Annotated in this window: 19 protein-coding genes; 13 read left to right on the forward strand and 6 right to left on the reverse strand. The window is 66.5% G+C overall.

The genetic code is table 11. From position 1 onward, the window contains the following. Positions 1-71: 71 nt before the first annotated feature. The 10 genes from BT115_RS08855 to fdhD all read left to right on the forward strand — a co-directional run bounded on the left by BT115_RS08855 (position 72) and on the right by fdhD (position 10,106). Complete coding sequence (locus BT115_RS08855) at positions 72-650, forward strand: cytochrome b (protein ID WP_072322077.1); 579 nt, start codon at positions 72-74, stop codon at positions 648-650. Positions 651-681: 31 nt separating this feature from the next. Further along, a complete protein-coding gene (locus BT115_RS08860; RefSeq protein ID WP_072322078.1) occupies positions 682-2,022 on the forward strand; it encodes a cytochrome C in 1,341 nt (446 codons plus the stop codon). Positions 2,023-2,056: 34 nt separating this feature from the next. Further along, the gene (locus tag BT115_RS08865; RefSeq protein WP_072322330.1) at positions 2,057-2,431 is read left to right on the forward strand and encodes a c-type cytochrome; all 375 of its coding nucleotides are present in this window, start codon (positions 2,057-2,059) and stop codon (positions 2,429-2,431) included. 21 nt (positions 2,432-2,452) lie between these two features. Further along, positions 2,453-3,220, forward strand: a complete 768-nt coding sequence (locus tag BT115_RS08870) for a hypothetical protein (protein WP_072322079.1) — start codon at positions 2,453-2,455, stop codon at positions 3,218-3,220. Between the two features lie 79 nt (positions 3,221-3,299). Beyond that, a complete protein-coding gene (locus tag BT115_RS08875) occupies positions 3,300-3,884 on the forward strand; it encodes an RNA polymerase sigma factor (protein WP_072322080.1) in 585 nt (194 codons plus the stop codon). Next, entirely contained in the window at positions 3,881-4,525 is a 645-nt protein-coding gene (locus BT115_RS08880) for an anti-sigma factor family protein (RefSeq protein WP_072322081.1), read from the forward strand. The genes BT115_RS08875 and BT115_RS08880 overlap by 4 nt, the downstream gene beginning before the upstream one ends. Continuing rightward, positions 4,522-5,826, forward strand: coding sequence for a S8 family serine peptidase (locus BT115_RS08885; RefSeq protein WP_072322082.1), 1,305 nt, complete (start codon positions 4,522-4,524; stop codon positions 5,824-5,826). Before BT115_RS08880 ends, BT115_RS08885 begins: the two co-directional genes overlap by 4 nt. A gap of 48 nt (positions 5,827-5,874) precedes the next feature. Continuing rightward, positions 5,875-6,861 (forward strand): tRNA dihydrouridine synthase DusB, encoded by a 987-nt coding sequence (gene dusB, locus BT115_RS08890; RefSeq protein ID WP_072322083.1) that lies wholly within the window; start codon positions 5,875-5,877, stop codon positions 6,859-6,861. A 103-nt stretch (positions 6,862-6,964) separates the two neighbouring features. Beyond that, positions 6,965-9,292, forward strand: a complete 2,328-nt coding sequence (locus BT115_RS08895) for an FdhF/YdeP family oxidoreductase (RefSeq protein WP_072322084.1) — start codon at positions 6,965-6,967, stop codon at positions 9,290-9,292. After that, on the forward strand, positions 9,282-10,106 hold the full coding sequence (gene fdhD / locus BT115_RS08900; protein ID WP_072322085.1) for a formate dehydrogenase accessory sulfurtransferase FdhD: 825 nt from the start codon (positions 9,282-9,284) through the stop codon (positions 10,104-10,106). The genes BT115_RS08895 and fdhD overlap by 11 nt, the downstream gene beginning before the upstream one ends. Positions 10,107-10,108: 2 nt before the next feature. Here fdhD and BT115_RS08905 read toward each other — a convergent pair whose 3' ends face one another. The 4 genes from BT115_RS08905 to fusA all read right to left on the reverse strand — a co-directional run bounded on the left by BT115_RS08905 (position 10,109) and on the right by fusA (position 14,327). Beyond that, the gene (locus BT115_RS08905; protein ID WP_143144495.1) at positions 10,109-10,447 is read right to left on the reverse strand and encodes a DUF7009 family protein; all 339 of its coding nucleotides are present in this window, start codon (positions 10,445-10,447) and stop codon (positions 10,109-10,111) included. Further along, a complete protein-coding gene (locus BT115_RS08910; protein ID WP_072322087.1) occupies positions 10,444-10,977 on the reverse strand; it encodes a molybdenum cofactor guanylyltransferase in 534 nt (177 codons plus the stop codon). Before BT115_RS08910 ends, BT115_RS08905 begins: the two co-directional genes overlap by 4 nt. Then, entirely contained in the window at positions 10,974-12,170 is a 1,197-nt protein-coding gene (locus BT115_RS08915) for a molybdopterin molybdotransferase MoeA (RefSeq protein WP_072322088.1), read from the reverse strand. The genes BT115_RS08910 and BT115_RS08915 overlap by 4 nt, the downstream gene beginning before the upstream one ends. A gap of 78 nt (positions 12,171-12,248) precedes the next feature. After that, a complete protein-coding gene (gene fusA, locus BT115_RS08920; RefSeq protein ID WP_072322089.1) occupies positions 12,249-14,327 on the reverse strand; it encodes an elongation factor G in 2,079 nt (692 codons plus the stop codon). A gap of 738 nt (positions 14,328-15,065) precedes the next feature. Between fusA and BT115_RS08930 the strand changes: the two genes are divergently transcribed. Continuing rightward, positions 15,066-15,341: a hypothetical protein gene (locus BT115_RS08930; RefSeq protein WP_072322091.1), complete on the forward strand. Its 276-nt coding sequence runs from the start codon at positions 15,066-15,068 to the stop codon at positions 15,339-15,341. A gap of 19 nt (positions 15,342-15,360) precedes the next feature. Here BT115_RS08930 and BT115_RS08935 read toward each other — a convergent pair whose 3' ends face one another. Continuing rightward, positions 15,361-17,748, reverse strand: a complete 2,388-nt coding sequence (locus BT115_RS08935; RefSeq protein ID WP_072322092.1) for a membrane-bound PQQ-dependent dehydrogenase, glucose/quinate/shikimate family — start codon at positions 17,746-17,748, stop codon at positions 15,361-15,363. 129 nt (positions 17,749-17,877) lie between these two features. Between BT115_RS08935 and BT115_RS08940 the strand changes: the two genes are divergently transcribed. After that, the gene (locus BT115_RS08940) at positions 17,878-18,858 is read left to right on the forward strand and encodes an aldo/keto reductase (RefSeq protein ID WP_072322093.1); all 981 of its coding nucleotides are present in this window, start codon (positions 17,878-17,880) and stop codon (positions 18,856-18,858) included. Positions 18,859-19,016: 158 nt separating this feature from the next. Next, positions 19,017-20,234 (forward strand): methionine adenosyltransferase, encoded by a 1,218-nt coding sequence (gene metK / locus BT115_RS08945; RefSeq protein WP_072322094.1) that lies wholly within the window; start codon positions 19,017-19,019, stop codon positions 20,232-20,234. 72 nt (positions 20,235-20,306) lie between these two features. On the opposite strand, the gene BT115_RS08950 is transcribed toward metK, so the two are convergent. Beyond that, complete coding sequence (locus tag BT115_RS08950) at positions 20,307-21,452, reverse strand: sugar ABC transporter permease (RefSeq protein ID WP_072322095.1); 1,146 nt, start codon at positions 21,450-21,452, stop codon at positions 20,307-20,309. Positions 21,453-21,454 lie beyond the last annotated feature (2 nt).

Here is a 21,454-nt window from a genome sequence, read left to right on the forward strand (position 1 = left end):
GACACGGCCGTTGCCTCCCAGGGAGGCAGGCGGCACGGGGACTCACGCACGGGTACGACGAGGGCGGACGCATGGCGGTTGAGAACGACGAGGCGGTACCGACCCGCCCGCGCAAGCTGGTGGTCCTGCATTGGCTCACCGCCTTGTGCGTGGTGCTCGCCGCAGCCCTCATCCTGCTGCGCGACGAACTCGACGGCCGGGCGCTGCGGCAATGGCTGCTGGAAGGCCATCGGCACGTCGGCTTGCTGGTGCTGTTGCTCTTCGCCGCACGCATCGCGCTGCGCGTACGCCATCGCCGGCTAGCGCCCGGCGGGCGGCATTCGCGCGTTGTGCGGGTGATGGCGGGGCTGACCCATGTCGCGCTCTACGCCTTGCTGCTCGCCCAGCCGCTGCTCGGATGGGCGATGTCGAGCGCGGCTGGCACACCCGTGCATTTCTTCGGCCTCACGCTACCGCCGTTGGTCGGCGAAGACGAAGACCTCGCCGACACCTTGCAGATGTGGCACGTGAACGCCGCCTGGGCGCTGCTGGTGCTCGTGAGCCTGCACGTGGCCGCCGCGCTCTGGCATCACCTCGTGCTGCGCGACCACACGCTCCGAATGATGTTGCCGCGACGGCGCGACCGAAACGACGCCGCTCCACCCCGTTGAGTACGAACGACAAAGGAAAAAGGAGTCCCCCATGCTGCCGCTAACGAACCGCCGCGCGACGCGAAGGCCACCGACGTTGTTTCTCCTTGGCAGCCTCGCCCTGCTCCTGTTCCTCGCCAGCACGGCGGCGCAGGCGATTCCCGCCTATGCGCGACAGACCGGCGCGGCATGCGCAGACTGCCATGCCGGCTCATACGGACCTGCACTGACCCCGTACGGCATGCGCTTCAAGTTGGGCGGCTATACCGATACCGACGGCCAGGGCACGAAGATTCCGCTGTCGATGCAACTGACCGAGACCCATAACGCGCCCGCGCGCGGCGACAGCACCACGCAACTGACCGAGGGCGACCTCTATCTCGCAGGGCGTCTGACCGATCAGGTCGGCGGTTTCGTGAAGATCGAAGCCGATCACAGCGGCCACAACACCTACAACACGAAACTGAGCAATCTCGATCTGCGCTTCGTCGCCAAGGAGCTGAAGCTCGTCGGCAAGGAGCTGCTGCTGGGCGTGAGCGTAAACAACAGCCCGGGATTCAACGATCCCATAGGCGCCCTGCCCTCGGCGAGCTTTCTCGGCCCGGCCGGCGTCACCGGCTCGCTGCTCAACCCGTCGAGCCCCAATTCGCTCGCCAATCGCGTCATCGGCGCAAGCGTGTACGCGCTCTACGACTCGAACTGGTACGGCGAACTGGGCAGCTACCGTTCGCTGCCGACTTCGCAGCAGGACCACCTCGGTTACAACATCAATGGCGATCCGGGCCGTCTGAGCGATACGGGCTATGCGCGCTTTGCCTATATGAAAGACATGAAGCGGCAGTTTTTCTCGGCGGGGGTGGTCGCCCTGACGACACGGCGGCAACTGCCGCGCTCCGGCCCGACGGACGATCTGACCGACCTCGGCTACGACCTGACCTACCAGTACCTGGGCAACCGCGAGCACATTGTGCAGCTTGCCTACGTCAACATCCTGGAGAAGCGAGACTACGGTAGCGCGCCGATCGTCGGCGGCATCGCCGCGCGCGACCGCGGCAACGTACACGACCAGACCATGAGCGTGACCTACACGTTCAAGCAGAGCTACGGCGTCACGCTGACCCACTTCAAGAGCACGGGTTCGCGCGATCCGGTGCGCTACGGGCCGTCGGGCGATCCGGACACCACCACCAACCTCATCAGCGTTTACTGGACACCGTTCGGCAAGGACAACTCGTACACCTCCATCGCGAACCTCAAGCTTGCCGCCACGTGGTTCCGCTTCACCCGCTTCAACGGACGCGAGAACGACATCTTCTTCGCCCCGGTGGGCGCACGGCGCACCGATGCCGGCGACCTCAATGCGTTCTCCGTCTCCGCAAGCATCGCCTTCTAGCCCGAAAAGGAAGCTTTCCGTGTCGAAGTTGAACATGAGCCATGGCCTCCGCCTCGCGGCGATGGCCACCCTGGTCGCCGCCTGGGCCCCCGCCCATGCCGGGGACGCCAAGGCCGGTGCCGACGTCTTCAAGTCCGAGTGTGCCGAGTGCCACGCCGTGAAAGAAGGACGCAACAAGAAAGGCCCAAGCTTGTTCGGTATCGTGGGTCGGCCATCGGCAAGCGTGACGGACTACGCCTATTCCGATGCCCTGAAGAGCCGGCAGTGGACATGGACGCCCGAACAGTTGCATACCTATCTCTCGCAACCCGCGAAGACGGCGAACCCTGGCACAAAAATGAAATATGACGGCCTCACCGACGCCAAGCAGTTGGACGATCTGATCTCCTATCTCCAAACGCTGCACTGACAGCGACCGGATCGGAGAATCATGCAGCGCGCCGCCCCGCGTTCCGGGCGCAGCACACGCGTGGCCTCGCGCGTGTGTTTGGTCGTGCTCGCGGGGGCGTCGCTCAGCGTGGCAGGCGAATGCGCCGCGGTGCCGTTCGCTCCGGTGGATTCGCTCAGTGTCGGCGGCACGGTTGCGCTGGATTCCCAGTTGGTGGACCGCGGCATGGCCATCACCGAGCCGGGGCCGATCCTGCAGGGTGCGCTCCACGTCAGCACGCCAAGCGGCTGGTCGGCCGGGCTCTCGACCAGCGTGCAATCACGCAGCCCCGGGGGAGTCGTCGGCGTCATCGGTCAGATCGCCCGTTCGTGGGTGCTTTCGGGCAACTGGCAGATGCAGTCGAGCCTCAGCTACTACCGCTACCCGGGCCACGGACAGGCAAGAACCTACGATCGCTCGGAACTGGGCGTCAGTTGGATCTATCGCGACGTCCTCACCCTCGGCGTGTCCGCAACCCATCTGGACCGCTACGGCGGACAGCGCCCGCGCGGGGCCGCCGACCTCGGTCTGCGCTGGCCCCTCGCCCACGGCTTTGCGGCCAGCGCGAGCCTCGGCGTGGCCCAGGAACTGCTGCCGCCGCGCGGTAAGGGCTACGAGCGCAGGAACCACTACTATTACGGGCACCTTGGCATGAGCTGGGACCGTGGGCCCTGGCGCGTCGAGCTGGCGCACATCGTCAGCCACCGCGACCGCCTGTACTTCCAGCCCGATATCTCCCCCTGGATCGCGACGGTGTCATGGACGTTCTAGCCTAACGGGGCTCCCGGTGGATGCAACCTTTTCGCCGCCGCACAGCACCCACCGGTCCCCACCGAACGATCGCCCGCCCATGAGCAACGCAGACAACGAGGCCGACGCCACCGATCGCCAACTGCTGCGGCGCATGGCCGAGGGCGATCGCGCCGCACTGTCGGTCATGTATCGCGCCTACCACGGGCGGCTGTGCCGCTTCCTCGCCCGCCTCACCCGGCGCGCGGACGTGGTCGAGGAAGCGATCAACGACTGCTTCTGGATCGCCTGGCAAAAGGCGTCGACGTTCCAGGGAGACTCCCGCGTTTCCACCTGGATTATGGGTATTGCCTACCGCTGCGGCCTCAAGGCCTTGCGCCAGCACGGCAGCGAGCCGGTCGATGAAGACACCCTGCCCGAAGATCGCACGCCGTCCCACGATCCCGACGACGATCGGATCATGCGCGACTGGCTGGGCAAAGGGCTGGAACGGCTGTCTGCCGACCAGCGTGTGGTGGTGGAGCTGGTCTACGGCATCGGGCACACGCTCGAAGACGTGGCGACGATCATGCAATGTCCCGTGGGCACCGTGAAGGCACGCCTGTTCCACGCCCGCGTCAAGTTACGCAACGTGCTCCCCGGCCTGGCCGGCGAGCATTCCATCCGCAGAGAGAACGCACCATGACCTTCCAAAAGGATGTCGGCAGGGACTGCACCCGCGCCTGGGAAGCCATGCCGTGGGTGCTGCGAGGCGACGCCTCGGTGGCACAGGACGACTGGTTGAAGATGCACCTTGCCGGGTGCGCCGCATGTCGCGAGGAATTCGCCCAACAGGAACGCCTGCGCGAGGCCCTGGCCCTGCCACCGGATCTCGACGTAGACGCCGAAGCGGGACTGGCGCGCCTGCTGGCGCGCATCGATGCCTCCGAGGCGGCCCCGCCGGTGACCCGACGCCGTGCGTCGTCGAGCTGGCTGGTACGCGGCCTGATGGCCGCTGTGATCGTCCAGGCCGTCGGCATCGGCGTACTCGGTGTGAAGCTGCGTGGCGAGGCCCAGCCGCCCGCGGCGTACCGAACGCTGAGCCAGGATGCCGCCCCGGTGGCGGCCGGCTCGCTTCGTGTGGTGCCGCAGGCGACGATGAAGGTGGCCGATTGGAACGCCTTGCTGCACACGTTCCACCTGCGCGTGACGGGCGGACCGAACGACGTCGGTGCCTATACGCTGGCACCGCTCGACGGCCAGGCGCCGGTCACCGCACAGACCTTGCAGCGCCTGCGCGCCACGCCGGGCATCCGCTTCGCGGAACCCGTCAGCGGAGCGCCATGAACGCGCGAGCCCTCCTGGTCGCGACGCTGCTGTTTTCCGCGCTGACCGCCTGCGCGCCGATCCGCCCCGCTGTGGAGGACGGCGGCACCCCCGCCGCGCCAGCCGCAAGCGCCGACGTGGCCGCGATGGACAGCCGCCGCGACATCGTGCTCGCCGTGGTCAACCCGCTCGAACCCGCAGGCACCCACGCGGGCTCCAACCTGCTCGGCTACGTCCCTGCCGCATCGTACGGCGCCGGCCAGCGCGCGCTCTCGGCCCTGGCCGAGCTGGAACACTCCTATGACATGCGCGAAGTGGCCGGCTGGCCCATCAAGGCCCTGGGTCTTTACTGCGTGGTGGTCCATCCGCCCGAGGGCGTGGATCGCGATGCGCTGATCGCGAAGCTCGCAGCCGACCAGCGCGTGCAGCTCGCACAGCCTCTGCAGGAATATGCAGTCTACGGACAGGATCCCCCGCCGGACGGCCGCCGCTACAACGATCCGTATACCGACCTGCAACGTGGCTTCGTCGAAACCCACGCGGCGCTCGCGCACGAGGTGACCCAGGGCGACGGCGTGCAGGTCGCGGTCGTCGATACCGGGATCGATGCCCATCATCCCGACCTCGCGGGACACGTGCGCGATGGCGGCGATGCGGTGGGTGGCAGCGATGACGCGCGCGGCGATCGCCACGGCACCGAGGTCGCCGGCATCATCGCCGCCGTGGGCGACAACCACCAAGGCATGGTGGGCATGGCGCCGAAGGCACACCTGAGCGCGTACCGGGCGTGCTGGTATCCCGATCCTAAGGCCGGCGCGCGCTGCAACTCGTTCACCCTCGCCAAGGCGCTCTCGGCAGTGAACGACACCGACGCCCGCATCGTGAACCTGAGCCTCGGCGGCCCCGCCGATCCGCTGCTCGGCAAGCTGCTGGGGCAATTGCTGGATCAGGGCCGCATCGTGGTCGCCGCGCTACCGCCCGGCGGCAACACTGGCGGCTTTCCGGACGGCGCCCCCGGGGTCATCGTGGTCCGCAGCAGCGACACCACGCCCGCACCGCCCGGCGTGGTGAGCGCACCGGGCAACGACATACTCACCACCCAGCCGGGTGGCGGCTACGATTTCAGCTCGGGCTCGTCGATGGCGACGGCCCACGTCAGCGGCATTCTCGCGCTGCTGCTGTCGATCTCGCCGCGGCTGGACGCGCGCACGGCACACGACATCCTGCTGCGCACGAGCAGCGTCAACCACGGCGTGCTCGAAGTGAACGCCGCCGCAGCCGTCGCGGCGCTGCGCCCGGCAGCGGGCACGCCGCCCCGCTGAACTGCCCGCCGTTCGCCCCCGGGCGGCTCGTCGCGTAAAATCCCTGGCATGCGCATCGGCCCCTACGCCATCGCGCCCGCCGTGGTCCTCGCGCCCATGGCCGGCGTCACCGACAAGCCGTTCCGACTCCTGTGCAAGCGCATGGGGGCCGGGTTGGCCGTGTCCGAGATGACCACCGCCGACCCGCGCCTCTGGAACACCCGCAAGTCCTTGCGCCGCATGGATCACGACGGCGAGCCGGAACCAGTCAGTGTGCAGATCGCCGGCTACGACCCCGGCATGCTGGCGGAAGCGGCCCGGTACAACGCCGACAACGGCGCGCAGATCGTCGACATCAACATGGGTTGCCCGGCGAAAAAGGTCTGCAACGTGTGGTCCGGTTCGGCGCTGCTGCAGGACGAACCGTTGGTGGCACGCATTCTTCACGCGGTGGTGAAGGCCGTGGACGTGCCGGTTACGCTGAAGATCCGCACCGGCTGGGACCGCGATCATCGCAACGCGCTGACCATTGCGCGCATCGCGGAGGACGCGGGTATTGCCGCACTGGCCGTGCACGGCCGCACGCGTGCGGACAAGTACGAAGGCGAGGCCGAGTACGCCACCATCGCCGCCGTGAAGGCCAGCGTCTCGATCCCGGTGCTCGCCAATGGCGACATCGTCGACCCTGTGAAGGCGCGCGAGGTCCTGCGGATCACGGGTGCCGACGCCGTCATGATCGGCCGCGGTGCGCAAGGCCGTCCGTGGATCTTCCGCGAGATCGCCCACCATCTGGAAACGGGCGGTTTTCTGCCCGAACCGACGCCGCGCGAGGTTCGCGACATTCTGGTGCCTCATCTCGAACACCTCTACGCGTTCTACGGCGAGACGATGGGCGTGCGCATCGCGCGTAAGCATCTGGGCTGGTACGCGAAGGACCGCGCCGAGAATGCCGCGTTCCGCCACGTGGTGAACAAGGCGGAAGACGCCGCGACCCAGCTCCGCCTGACGCGCGACTACTTCGACGCGCTGGAAGCGGGCGTCTCGCTGGCCGCGTGATGCGGCGCTACGGCTTGTCGACACGTACCTTGGTTTAATTGCCTGCCGACGCGCTGCGTAGAATGATCCGGCGTTACGGCCCCCTCCCCAGCGAGCGACGACCATGAGCGAAGACCAGGTCCCCGGCATCGAACCCTACGACGGCCCCGCAGGCGGATGGGGTGCCTTGGGTGCCGTCGCCCGCGCGCTCAGCGGACAGATGGCCATCGCGCGCGAATCGATCGCGCTGCACAAGGTGAACCAGCCCAAGGGCTTCGACTGCCCCGGCTGCGCCTGGCCGGACCCCAAGGAAACCTCGTCGTTCGAATTCTGCGAGAACGGCGCCAAGGCGGTGTCATGGGAGGCCACGGCGAAGCGCGTGCGTCCCGAGTTCTTCGCGAGCAACAAGGTCGCGGATCTCTGGAATCTGAGCGACTACGCGCTGGAAGGCCTGGGCCGGATCACCCATCCGATGGCCTACGATCCGGCCTCGGACACCTATCAGCCCATCGAATGGAACGAAGCGTTCCGACGCATCGGCGAAGCACTCCGTGCGCTGCCCGACCCGAACATGGCCGAGTTCTATACCTCTGGCCGCGCGTCCAACGAAGCCGCGTTCCTCTATCAGTTGTTCGTGCGCGAGTACGGCACCAACAACTTTCCCGATTGCTCGAACATGTGCCACGAAGCGACGAGCGTGGGCCTGCCGCAGTCGCTGGGCGTGGGCAAGGGCACCGTGACGCTCGACGACTTCGAACACTGCGACGCTATCTTCTGCATCGGCCACAACCCCGGCACGAATCATCCGCGCATGCTGGGCACCTTGCGCGAGGCGTCGCTGCGCGGCGTGCCCATCGTGGTACTGAATCCCTTGCCCGAACGCGGTCTCGAACGCTTCACGTCGCCGCAAAGCCCCGTGGAAATGCTGACCGGCACCTCGGTGCGTATCGCGTCCACTTACTACAAGCTCAAGATCGGCGGAGACGTCGCCGTGCTGAAAGGCATGATGAAGTCGCTGCTGGACGCCGACGCGCGCGCCATCGCGGCTGGGATGCCAGGCGTGATCGACCGCGACTTCATCGCCACGCAGACCACCGGCTTCGAGGCGCTCGCCGACGATCTCGCGCAAACCTCGTGGGAAGCGATCGAACGGCACTCGGGCCTGACCCGAGCGCAGATCGAAGATGCCGCGGATATCTATGCGAAGGCGAAGAACGTCATCGTCTGCTACGGCATGGGCATCACCCAGCACGCGCACGGTACCGAGAACGTCCAGCAGATCGCAAACCTGCTGCTTCTGCGCGGCAACATCGGGCGCCCCGGTGCAGGCATCTGCCCGTTGCGCGGGCACAGCAACGTGCAGGGCGATCGCACGGTAGGCATCACCGAGAAGCCCAACGATGCACTCAACGACGGCATCCGCAAGACCTACGGCTTCAAGCCGCCGGTCGCCCATGGGCATGACGCCGTGGCTGCGGTCATCGCGATTCGCGAAGGGCGCTCCAAGGCATTGGTCGCGCTGGGCGGCAATCTCGCGGTCGCCATGCCCGATACCGATGAAACCTTCGAGGCGATGCGCAAGCTGGACCTCGCCGTGCATATCGCTACAAAGCTCAACCGGTCGCACCTGATCCTGGCGAAAGCGTCGTTCATCCTGCCCTGCCTCGGCCGTACGGAACTCGACGTGCAGGCGACCGGTCCGCAGGCGGTAACGGTAGAGGATTCGATGTCGATGGTGCATGCCTCGGCGGGCACGCTCACGCCCGCCTCGGAACACCTGCGCTCGGAGCCCTGGATCGTCGCCGGCATCGCGAAGGCCACCTTGCCGAACACGCGCGTGGATTGGGACCGCCTCGTCGGCGACTACAACCTCATCCGCGACGACATCGAAAAGGTCTTCCCCATCTTCTTCGACTTCAACAAGCGCGTCAGCGCACCGGGCGGCTTCCGCCTGCGCGTCGCCGCCAGCGAACGCGACTGGGCCACGCCGGACAAGCGCGCCCATTTCCTCCTGGCGAAAGGGCTGGACGAGGATGCGCCGCTCGAAGCGCACGAGTTGATGCTGACGACGATCCGTTCGCACGACCAGTACAACACCACGATCTACGGGCTCAACGACCGCTATCGCGGCGTGAGCGGACGACGCGACGTCATCTTCATGCACCCGAACGATCTCGCCGCGCGCGGTCTCAAGCACGGCGATCGCATCGACGTATTCGCCACCGGTGCCAACGTCGCCGACGGCAAGGAACGCGCGGTACGCGGTTTCATCGCCGTGGCTTTCGAGATCGCCGAGGGTTCGATCGCGATGTATTACCCCGAAGGCAATGCGCTCATTGCGCTGGAAAGCCATGACCGGCGCTCGGGCACCCCGGCGTACAAATCGGTGCCGGTACGCATCACATCGGCCAATGCGATGACTCAAACGCCCACGGCGGCCCATGCCGTCTGAGCGCACCCTGCCCGCCGGCTGCGCCACGCGGCCGGTGTTGCGTTTCGAGCGCGGGCGCTACGTCGAAAGCGAGGACCGGCTCGCTGAAGAAGTACCGGTAGCGATGCACTTCGACGGCGCGCCCTTCGCCGTGATGATGACGACGCCTGCCGACCTCGAAGACTTCGCACGCGGCTTCGCGCTGACCGAAGGTCGGATCGGTACGGTGCTCGACATCGTGGACATCGAGGTTCGCGAGGTGCTGGAAGGCGTCGTGGTCGACATACGCACCGGCATGCACATTGAGCATTCGCCTTCAAGCATAAACACCCCGGCGCCACGCGAATTGCCGGGCCGCAGCGGCTGCGGCATCTGCGGCAGCCGCGAACTGGAAGACGTGGTACGTCATCCGCTGCCCGTTGCAGCGGGACTGACCATCGGCGCGGATGCGATCGAGCGTGCGCTGGAAACGCTCCGCTCGCGCCAGCCGATCAACGCATATACCGGCTCCGTTCACGCTGCAGCCTGGGCCCTGCCCGACGGCAGCATCGTCACCGTGCGCGAAGACGTCGGCAGGCATAACGCGCTCGACAAGCTCATCGGCGCGATGCTGCTCGAAGGCACCGATCCACGCGACGGCTTCGCGGTCCTCACCAGCCGCGCCAGCTACGAGATGGTGACCAAGGCCGCCACCGCCGGCATCACCATCGTGGTGGCTATCTCCGCCCCTACGGCGCTCGCGGTGCATCTCGCCGCGGATTGCGGGGTCACGCTGGTGGGCTTCGCACGCCCGGGGCGCTTCAACGTCTACACACGACCGGAACGTATCGGCTGACGTCAGGCGCGCCGACGGCGCAGGCTGTCCTTCACGTCGACGTCGAAACGAACGGTGGTGGCGACGGTATCGCGACCGGGGATGTCGAAGGTCAGCCCGTCCTTGCTCGGCAGCTTCGCCTGCAGCTCACGCAGAGCGCCGCGCGGTACTTCCATACGCCATTCGTGGGCCGTGCCGGAAAGCGTGCATGCATCGGCATCGGTGGCATCGATCGCGTAGCGCATCGTGAAGGCCATGCCGAAGCTCGTCGAACCCAGCAGGGCGACGTCTTGGAGCAGCTCCGTCAGTTCGTCCTCGTCGATGCGGACCCTGACCGTGTCGTCTTCCAGTTGCACCCTCATGCGTTCGCCTCGCGCCATTCGTCTGGAGTGTTGCAGTTGAGCAGCCCACGCGTGTCGAGGCCGTCGAGTGGCAGTGTCGTCGCCCCTACGCGCGCTTGCAAGCCGAACACGGAACAGGCCCTGCCCGTCCGCGTCATCGCATCGGCGAGCGCATCGCGCATCACGGCATCCATCCGCAGCCGCATCGGCAACGGGTGGTCCTGCCAGTGCGTGATCGGTTCGCTGCGTTCCGCCAGCAAGGGAAGCAGCACATCAGAGCCAAGCCGCGGCATATCTACCGGCACGACGAGCCATTCACCATCGGGGAGGACCAACGCGGCACTGGCGATGCCCCCGACCGGCCCCGTCTGCGGCCAGCGATCCGGAATGCCACCGTCGCGCGCCCCACTGATCGCGACGCGTGTGGCGCCTGCGTCGCGCAAGACCTCCGTCGTACGTTCCAGCAACGTGCGACCGCCGATGCGAAGCAGCGCCTTGTCCTCGCCCATCCGCGACGACAAGCCACCGGCCAGAATGACGCCCAGGATCATGCGGCATCCACCGGGTCGAGCGGCCACGCATCGGCATGTTGGGCATGGCCATCGGCAGCCGACAGCCACGTGTTCGATGTGGCGAACGGCAGGATGCGGAAGGACGCCTGCGCGTCCGCCGCATGCGCTGTCTGGCGCCCTTCGGCATCGTGTTCCAGCCGGCCGAGGGCAAAGTGATTCAGGCCTTCGCGGCCGATCAGTGGCGCAGACATGCGCACCCGCGTCGGTCGCTCCGGAGACAGCCCCGCCATCGCGCGCAGCACCGGCGCCACAAAGAAGCGATAACCCACAGCTACCGCCATGGGATTGCCGGGCAAGGCGAGCACGATCGGGCCACCATCGAAGCGAGTCGCAAGCAGCGGCTTACCGGGGCGGATCGCGACCTTGTGGAAAAGCTCACGTGCACCGAGCGAGGCGAGCGCTGCAGGCACGAAGTCGAAACGACCTGCCGACACCGCACCCGTCGTCACGATCAGGTCGGCACGCGCCGCGATCGCATCGCCGACGGCGTGGGCAAAGTCATCGCCGACATCCGGCACGCGTACGCGTGTCAGCATATCCGCGCCCCAATGCGCGAAGCATGCTTCGAGGAACGGTCCGTTGGAATCGTGGATGCCGCCTGGCGGCAGCGGACCCGTCGCGTTGAGTTCGCTGCCCGTAGCGATCACGGCCACGCGTGGACGGCGCACCACGTCGACGTGGGCCACACCGAGTGCCGCGAGCAGCATCGTCGCTGCGGTGTCGATCCGTCGGCCACGCGCCAGCGCAAGCTCGCCCGTTGCGATGTCGCTGCCCGCGCGGCGCACGTTCTGACCTGCGCGTTCCTCGACCGGAAAGCGGACCTGACCGTCGCGCCTTTCACTGCGTTCCACAGGAACCACGGTATCGAAACCCTCGGGCATGCGCGCACCCGTGGCGATCTCGCAGGCATCTGCCTGGGGATAGGCGTCGGCGGCGTCTCCCGCGGCCTGCATGGCAGCCACGGCAAAGCTCGCACCCGCCGGCAACGTTTTGCCGTCGGCACGCACGGCATACCCATCCATGGCCGCGTTGTCGAACGACGGCAGCGCCATCGGGCTGTGCAGATCGGCGGCAAGAAAGCGCCGTGCGGCGTCGGCGAGCGGAAGCGATTCGCTCTCCAGAGGCCGGATGGCATCGAGCAGGAGGGCGAGTGCGTCGGGATAGGCAATCATCTGCGAAGCGTAGCGCGTACCGCGCGCGACGTATTGCGCGCGGTACGCTTCCCTTGCACCGGGGCCAGTCCCGATGCGTTACGCGGTCCGACGAGCCGCTTCCTGCAGGGTCGCCGGGCGGTAGGCGTGGAACGCCACCGTGGCGGACGCCCTGCCCTGGCTCAACGACCGCAGCGCCGTGCTGTAGCCGTCCAACTGAGCCAGCGGAACGTCGGCCTCGATCTCCGTGCGCTCCTGCCGATCGACCAGGTTCACGATCTGGCCGCCACGGCGTTGCAGATCGCCCAGCACGTCACCGACCGCCGAGCCCGGCGCACTGACCGACACGCGCATCACCGGTTCGAGCAGCACGGTGCCGGTCGCCTCCAGCGCGGACTTCACCGCCATCTGCGCGGCGCGGTGGAACGCAGCCTCGTTGGAATCGACCGCATGCGCCTGACCGTCGAGCACCGTCACCGCCGCGCCCACCACCGGGAAGCCGCGAGGGCCTTCCAGCAGCGCGGACGCAACGCCCTTCTCCACCGCCGCCTGGAACGGCTTCGGGATCACGCCACCGGTGCTGCGATCCTCGTAGCTGTTCGACTCGCCACCGGTCGGGGCGACGGACAGCACCACGCGCGCAAACTGGCCGCTGCCGCCCGTCTGCTTGGCAAGCTTGCCTTCCACGGGGCCCGACGCGGAAGCCGGCGTCTCCTGGTAGGCCACGCGCGGCGAACCGGTGCGTACCTGCACGCCCCACTCGCGACGCAGACGCTCCACCATCACCTCGAGGTGCAGCTCGCCCATGCCCCAGACCAGCGTCTCGCCCGTCTCCGGGTCGGTGCCCACGCGGAAGGACGGGTCCTCCTGCGCAAGACGCGCCAGCCCATTGCCCAGCTTGAGCAGGTCGGCAGAACGTTCCGGCGACAGCCGCCAGGACAGCACCGCAGGCTGCGCCTGGATCGTCTCCAGCCGCACGCGGTGCTGCGGAGCGGACAGCGTTTCGCCTGTGGCGACGTCCTTCCATCCCGCGATCGCCACGATATCGCCAGCCTCGGCGTGCTCCACCGCCTCGGTGTCCTCCGCGCGCACGACCGCGAGGCGACCGATGCGCTGCACGCGATCGGTGCCGCTGCGCCACACGCCGTCACCCACGCTCAGTCGTCCCGCGTAGATGCGCAGGAATGCCAGCGGACCATGCGCCTGGTTCACTACCTTGAAGACGAGCGCAGCCAACGGCGCGTCCGCATCGGGCGCCACCGTGACTTCGCTGCCATCGTCGTCTGCATGGCCGATGACGGCCGGACGATCGAGCGGCGAAGGGAGGTACGCCACGAAGGCGTCGAGCAACGGCTCGATGGCGACATTGCGGAACGCGGAGCCCGGCAGCACAGGCGATCCCTTGCCCGCGAGCGTGCCGCGCCGAAGCGCCGCGGTCAGCGCGGTCGCATCGATCGGCTGCTCGGTGAGCCAAAGCTCCGCCAACGGCTCGTCGCTATCCGCCACGGCGGCGATCAGTTCCGCGCGCGCGTCGGCGTATTCGCCGCGTTCCGCGTCGTTCCACGCATGCACACTCGGCGTGCCTGCATCGTCGAAACGCCAGGTGCGTTCGGCCACGAGGTCGACCAGACCCGTCATGTGTTCGCCTTCGATGACCGGCCGTGCGACGACCCACGGGTTCGCGCCAAGCGTGTCGCGCATCTGCGCAACGACCGCATCGAAGTCCGCACCGGGGCGATCCATCTTGTTGACGAACGCCATCAGCGGCACGCCATGACGGCGCGCCTGATGCCAGACGGTTTCCGATTGCGGCTGCACGCCGGCCACGCCGGAGAACACGGTGACCGCACCATCGAGCACGCGCAGCGAACGCTCGACCTCGATCGCGAAGTCGATGTGTCCGGGCGTGTCGATGAGCGTCAGGCGATGCGGCTGGCCGCCGTCAGGCGTCCAGTTCGCGCGCACAGCCGCGGCGCCGATCGTGATGCCACGTTCGCGCTCCAGTTCCATGTGATCGGTGGTCGCCGCGCCGTCATGCACCTCACCGGTACGATGGATCGTGCCGGTCTTGTAGAGCAGGCGCTCGGTCAGCGTGGTCTTGCCTGCATCGACGTGCGCGATGATGCCGAGGTTGCGCCAACGGTCGACGGGGATGCGGGTTTCGCGGGTGGTACTCATGGCTAACGGTTTCCTGATGGGATAACGCCAGGGGCTCGGTGTATTCGTCGAGCGAGGCACTCCCCAGGTCCTGAACCGCCGCCCCTGGCTGAGCAGGACGGTCAGGATCGGGGATCGCGGCAGTTCTTCATGGCACGTTGCTCCGGTTCGAATGGCGAAAAGCGGGACAAAAAAAAGCACCCTTGCGGGTGCTTGGAGAACCTTGGAGGCCGGACATCGCCTTACGACGACGAACCTCCACTCACGGCGCGCGCGCACCCGCGACGCGCCCAGGGGGCGATCGGTGGGACGTGAATCAATGCGTGCTTGCAGCGGGCCATGACGGCCTCCGGTGATCGAATCACCGCTAGTTGGAGGTGGTCCGAAGGAAATCAAGGGCGGCGCCTCAAGGCATCTCCTACGCCACAGCGAGCCCTAAGCGCCTTCCGGGCGACGGGCGGCGCCTGGGAACATCTCGCTCCTGACGTACCCCCCCTCTGACAACCATCAAGGATGAATAATCATGCGTGAACTTACCTCTCCCGAAATCGCCTCAGTTTCCGGCGGCCGCCTCAAAGTACCTGGCGCTTGCTCGAGAGCCACCCTCTTGTCGAACACCGGCGTGGCTGCCCTGGGAGGCGGTATTACGGGACTGATAACGGGCGGACCTTTGGTAGGTCTCGGCGGTGCGATCTTCGGTGGCAGCATGGGAGCCTTGAGCGCGGCCGTGAGCTGCGGCATCGCTTTACGAGAGGCCCGGTGACCTCAGCCCTATCCCGCCTGGGCAAGTGGCTCGCAGAACCTCCGTCATTGTGGGTCTACACCTGGCGGGCGGGCATCCTCTGCTTCGGCACCCTCATGTTCGCGACGCACTGCCTGTGTGCCTGGACCGACGGCGTCGCGCTGACCTGGCGTCGCTTGCTCCAGTACTTACTTCTCGCGGAATCCACAGGCGTGCTGGCAGGGCTCGTCATGGGGTGGCCCGTGGTCCGGCGTTGCCGCGAGCGCGAGGATCGCGAGCGCTCGCGGGTTTAAGGCGCTTGCGCGCTGCCATTCAAGGCAGCGCGTAAGCCATCACATAGTCGCCCGATTTCGTGCCCAGCCCACTGTGGCCACCTGCGGCGATCACGACGTATTGCTTGCCGTTGACCGTGTACGACATCGGGTTGGCTTGCCCGCCGGCCGGCAGCCGTGCCTTCCATAGTTCCTTGCCCGTGCGCTCGTCGATGGCGCGCAGGTAGTTGTCCGCGGTGGCGCCGATGAAGACGAGACCGCCGCGGGTCGTCATGTTGCCGCCGATGTTGAAGATGCCGGTCGGCAGCGGCGCGTTGACATGTGTGCCGAACGGACCCGTGTCACGCGTGGTACCGATCGGGCGCTCCCACACCAGCTTGTGCGTGACTAGGTCGATGGCGGCCATCGTGCCCCACGGCGGCGGATTGCACGGGACGTCGAGCGGGTTCAACCACGGGTGCACCTTGCCGACGTACGGCGTGCCGTACTGCGGTGCCAGCCCACCGCCCACCTTGGGTTCGTTGCCCGAGCCATCCCACGGCTTCACCAGCCCCTTGGCCTCCGCAGGACCGCGCGGCGCGAGGCTGATGATGAAGGGGATGTAGTTCGCATTGGCGATCAGCAGCTTGTTGTACGGATCAATGGATGCGCCATGCCAGTCGATCACGCCGTCGAAGGCGGGATACACAATCGTGTCCTTCAACTGCGGCGGGGTGAACTGTCCTTCGTATGCAGCGCGGCGGAATTCGATGCGACACATCAACTGGTCGAACGGCGTGGCGCCCCACATCGACGCTTCGGTCAGATCCTTCGGCGCCAGCGACGGCATGCCGACGGAGAACGGCTGGGTGGGCGAGGTGCGCTCACCGGGGACGGCGTTCTGCGGCACCGGCTTCTCGGTGACCTCGGTCAAAGGCTTGCCGGTACGTCGATCGAGGACGAAGAACTCGCCGCGCTTGGTCGTCTGCACCAGCGCCGGCACCGTACCGCCGTTCGCATCCGGCAGATCGACCAGCGACGGGCCCGTCGGCACGTCCATGTCCCACAGGTCGTGATGCGTGTTCTGGTACACCCACTTTGGTGCGCCGGTCTCGATATCCAGCGCAACGGTGGCACTTGACACCTTCTCGTCGAAGGGACGGCGATGTCCGCCGAAGTAATCCGGCGTGGCGTTACCCATCGGCAGATAAACCATGCCTAGGTCCGGATCGGCGGTGTAGACACCCCACGCGTTCGGCGTGCCGCGGGTCAATTGCTCGTTCGGACCGGGCTTCCAGTTCTGCGGATCGTGGCCCACGTCCCACGCCCAGACGAGTTTGCCCGAGAGCGGATCGAACGCGCGCACCGCGCCGGAGGGTTCGTTCTCCGCCTGGTTGTCGTAGACCCAGCCACCCAGGATGACGCGGTCCTTCATCACCAGCGGCGGCGACGTCACGAAATGAAAGCCTGCCGGCACGTGGCCGAGGTACTGCGTGAGCGAGATGAAACCGTGCTCGCCAAAGTCCTCGCACGGTTTGCCCGTGTCCGCGTTCAGCGCCATCACCCGGGCGTCGAGCACCGGCGCAATGATCCGTCGCGGACAATCGGTCTGCGTGCCCGGCGGCGCCTGGTAATAAGCCACGCCACGGCAGGCGAGATAGACGTCCGCTTCGGTGTTTGCCTTCGGATCGAAGGTCCATTTCTTCTGGCCGGTCGCGGCATCGAAAGCGACGACCCAGCTATGCCCCGTGCAAACGTACAGCGTGTCGCCCACCTTGATCGGCGTGTCCTCGAAATTGAACTCGTGGCCCGCGTCCGTGCCGCCTTTGTCTTCGCCAGGACGCATCGTGTCGCCCGTATGTGCCGTCCATGCGACCTTGAGGTTCGTCACGTTGCGCGTGTCGATCTGGTCCAAGGGCGAGAAACGATCGCCGCGCGGCGTGCGGCCGTAGAACCACCAGTCGCCATCGGGCACGGAGGCGTCGTGACCGTCTGCCGCATTGCGCACCACTGCTTCGCCCCGCGTGCCCACCGGCTGCATGAACCCGGCCACGCCCACGCCGACGCCCACCACGATCGCGAAGATCAGTGCCAAGGCGGCTCCGCGTCGCGGCGATAGCCCACGTGTGATCCATGGCATCAGCAGGTATACGCCCAGCAGCACAGGCACGAGCAGCCGAGGTTCGAGCTGCCAACCGATAAAGCCGACTTCCGCCACGGCCCACAGCACCGTGCCGAGCAGCACGAGTGCGTACAGCCATAACGCGGTTCCGGAACCGCGTGCCAGCAAGATGCCGGTGACACCCACCGCCGTGCCGGCGATCAAGTAGTAGAGGCTGCCGCCGAGGACGGCGAGCCACACGCCGCCAAGCGCCAGGGCAAAGCCGAGGACGGCGACGACCACGCCACTGATGCGTGGCGCGCGAAGTGATGGGAGGGTGGACGACATGGTTCGCTCCGCTGACGTGATGCGACGGGCGCACCGCGTCCGGGTCGCGAATACCTAAAGATAACCATGGCAGGTATATGTAACGTCTACGCCTTATCGACAACGCTTGCTTTCATCCATGGAGTTCTTATGCGCTACGTGAAACTCGGCCGCACCGGCCTGGAAATATCGCCGCTGGTCCTGGGCTGCATGACCTACGGCGTGCCCGATCGCGGCAACCACCGCTGGACGCTCGACGAGGAAACGAGCCGCCCCTTCCTCCGCAAGGCGCTGGATCTCGGCATCAACGTGTTCGACACCGCGAACGCGTACTCCGACGGTACGTCGGAAGAAATCGTGGGTCGTGCACTGAAAGATTTTGCGAGGCGCGATGAAGTGGTCATCGCCACGAAGACGTTCTTCCGCTGGCGCGAAGGCCCGAATGGCGGCGGCCTGTCGCGCAAAGCCATCTTTCACTCGGTGGACGACAGCCTTTCCCGCCTGGGCACCGATTACATCGACCTGCTGCAGATCCACCGCTTCGACCAAACGACGCCTGTCGAGGAAACGATGGAAGCGCTGCATGACGTGGTGAAGATGGGCAAGGTGCGCTATCTCGGCGCGTCGTCGATGTACGCGTGGCAGTTCGCGAAGATGGTCTATACCTCGCGACTGCATGGCTGGACCGAGTTCGTCAGCATGCAGGATCACTACAACCTGCTCCAGCGCGAGGAAGAGCGCGAGATGATCCCGTTCTGCATGGATCAGGGCATCGCCGTGCTGCCATGGAGCCCGCTGGCTCGCGGTCGCCTCACCCGGGACTGGGACGAAAGCAGCGAGCGGCAGGCAACCGACGTGTTCGGCAGCACCCTCTACAAGGCCACCGAGGATTCCGACCGTGCGATCGTCGCCGCGGTGAAGAAAGTGGCGGAGGCGCGCGGCGTGCCGAGGGCGCAGGTGGCGCTGTCCTGGGTGGCGCACCGGTCGGGCGTGACCGCACCGATCGTCGGGGCGTCCAAGCCCCACCACCTGGACGACGCGGTCGCCGCGCTGGACCTCGTCCTTACGGATGAGGAGACGGCGACACTCGAAGCCGCCTATGGGCCGCATCCGGTGGCCGGTTTCTCCTGACTGCCCGGGCCAGGGCGACTCCGGGGCACCGCCTGCCCTGAATACGCATGCAATCGTCATCCCCCGGGCGTACCCTGGCCGCTGCAAACCGGGACAAGGGCGTGTATCATGGCGCGCCCTTTTATCTCTTTATCCGTAAAGAAGGATATATCACCGCGATGAGCAGCTACCTCTTCACCTCCGAGTCGGTCTCCGAAGGCCACCCGGACAAGATCGCCGACCAGATCTCCGACGCAGTTCTGGACGCCATCCTGGCCCAGGATCCGCGCGCGCGCGTGGCCTGCGAGACGCTGGTGAAGACCGGCGTCGCCATCGTCGCGGGTGAAATCACCACCAGCGCCTGGATCGACCTCGAAGCGCTGACCCGCAAGGTCATCCTCGACATCGGCTACGACTCGTCTGACGTCGGCTTCGACGGCGAGACCTGCGGCGTGCTGAACCTGATCGGCAAGCAGTCGCCCGACATCAACCAGGGCGTGGACCGCAAGAAGCCGGAAGAACAGGGCGCTGGCGACCAGGGCCTCATGTTCGGCTACGCCACGAACGAGACCAGCGAGTACATGCCGGCCGCGATCCACTACGCGCACCGCCTCGTGGAGCAGCAGACCAAGGTCCGCAAGAAGAAGAACTCGCCGCTGCCGTGGCTGCGCCCGGACGCGAAGAGCCAGGTCACCCTGCGCTACGAGAACGGCGAAGCCGTCGCCATCGATGCCGTGGTGCTGTCCACCCAGCACGATCCGGACGTGAAGCAGAAGGATCTCATCGAAGGTGTGCGCGAGCTGATCCTGAAGCCCGTGCTGCCGGCGAAGCTGCTGCACAAGGGCACCAAGTTCCACATCAACCCGACCGGCAAGTTCGTGATCGGCGGCCCGGTGGGCGACTGCGGCCTGACCGGCCGCAAGATCATCGTCGACACCTACGGCGGCTGGGCCCGCCACGGCGGTGGTGCGTTCTCGGGCAAGGATCCGTCGAAGGTCGATCGTTCGGCCGCCTACGCCGCACGCTACGTCGCGAAGAACATCGTGGCTGCCGGCCTGGCCGACCGCTGCGAGATCCAGGTCAGCTACGCCATCGGCGTCGCCGAGCCGACCTCGATCTCCGTGACCACCTTCGGCACCGGCAAGATCGCCGACGACAAGATCGAGAAGCTGATCCGCAAGCACTTCGACCTGCGTCCGTACGGCATCATCAAGATGCTCGACCTGGTGCACCCGATGTACCAGCCGACCGCGTCCAACGGCCACTTCGGCCGCAAGCCCTATGAGATCACCGACAAGAACGGCAACACGTTCACGGCGTTCTCCTGGGAGAAGACCGACAAGGCCGACATCCTGCGCGATGCCGCTGGCCTTGGTGCGAAGGTCGGCCGCAAGTAAGCCGAGCCAAGGCACCAACGAAAACGGGCACCTCGGGTGCCCGTTTTTTTTTTGGCGTCGGTGCGTACGGAATCAGCCGTTGCGGTTGGAGCCCGAGAGCACGTCCACCCACACGGCGAGGGCCAGGATCACGCCCTTGATGATCATCTGCCAGGAGTTGTCGACGTCCATCAGCTGCATGCCGCTGTCCAGGCTGGCCATGACCAGCGCACCGATGAGCGCGCCGTAGACCGTACCGGAACCGCCGCGCATGGAGGTACCGCCGATGAAGCAGGCGGAGATGGCATCCAGTTCGCCGCCCGTGCCCGCCGACGGCGAGCCCGAGCCCGTGCGGGCTACCGTGATGATGCCGGCGAAAGCGCACATGAGGCCCATCAGCGCGAACACCACCAGCTTCACGCGGGCCACGTTCACGCCCGACAGGCGCGTCGCCTCCATGTTGCCGCCCACGGCGTAGATGTGTCGGCCGAACACGGTCTGCGTCGAGACATAGGTGAACACGGCAAGCAGGCCGAGCAGGATCATCACCGGAATGGGAATGCCGTTGGCGTCGTTCAGCATGCGCACGAAGGCGAAGATGAAGGCGCCGATGGCAACGAGACGCGCCACGTCGATCCACATCGCGCCCTGCTGCAGGCCGAGCTTCGAGCGACGCATGCGACGACGGACCGTCAACGCGATCATCGCCAGGAAGATCACCGCACCGATCCAGCGCGACAGCATCGGCGGCACGAAACCCTGACCCAGCGCGATGAGATCGTCCGGCGCGGGGGCAATGGTGGAGCTGCCCGTGATGTAGAGCACGATGCCGCGGAAGGCAAGCATGCCGCCCAGGCCCACGATGAACGACGGCACGCGCATCTTCGTCACGACGAAGCCGTTGAAGGCGCCGATCACGAGACCCAGCGCCAGCACGGCAAAGATGGAAGGCCACGTGCCCCAGCCCATGTTGACGGTGAGGATCGCCACCACGCCACCGAGCAGGCCGAGCTGCGAACCGATCGAGAGATCGATCTCACCGGCAATGATGATGAACACCATGCCGCAGGCAAGCATGCCGGTGATCGCCATCTGCCGGAACAGGTTGGACAGGTTGTTCGGCGTGATGAAGGTCTGGTCGGTCTTTACATGGAAGAACACCCATATGACCGCCACCGCGATGAGCAGCGCGAGGATCTTGTAGCGAACGAACAGTTGCTGGACTTTCTGGGCCTGCATGA

The sequence above is a fragment of the Luteibacter sp. UNCMF366Tsu5.1 genome (genome assembly GCF_900119235.1).
Lineage (GTDB): Bacteria > Pseudomonadota > Gammaproteobacteria > Xanthomonadales > Rhodanobacteraceae > Luteibacter > Luteibacter flocculans.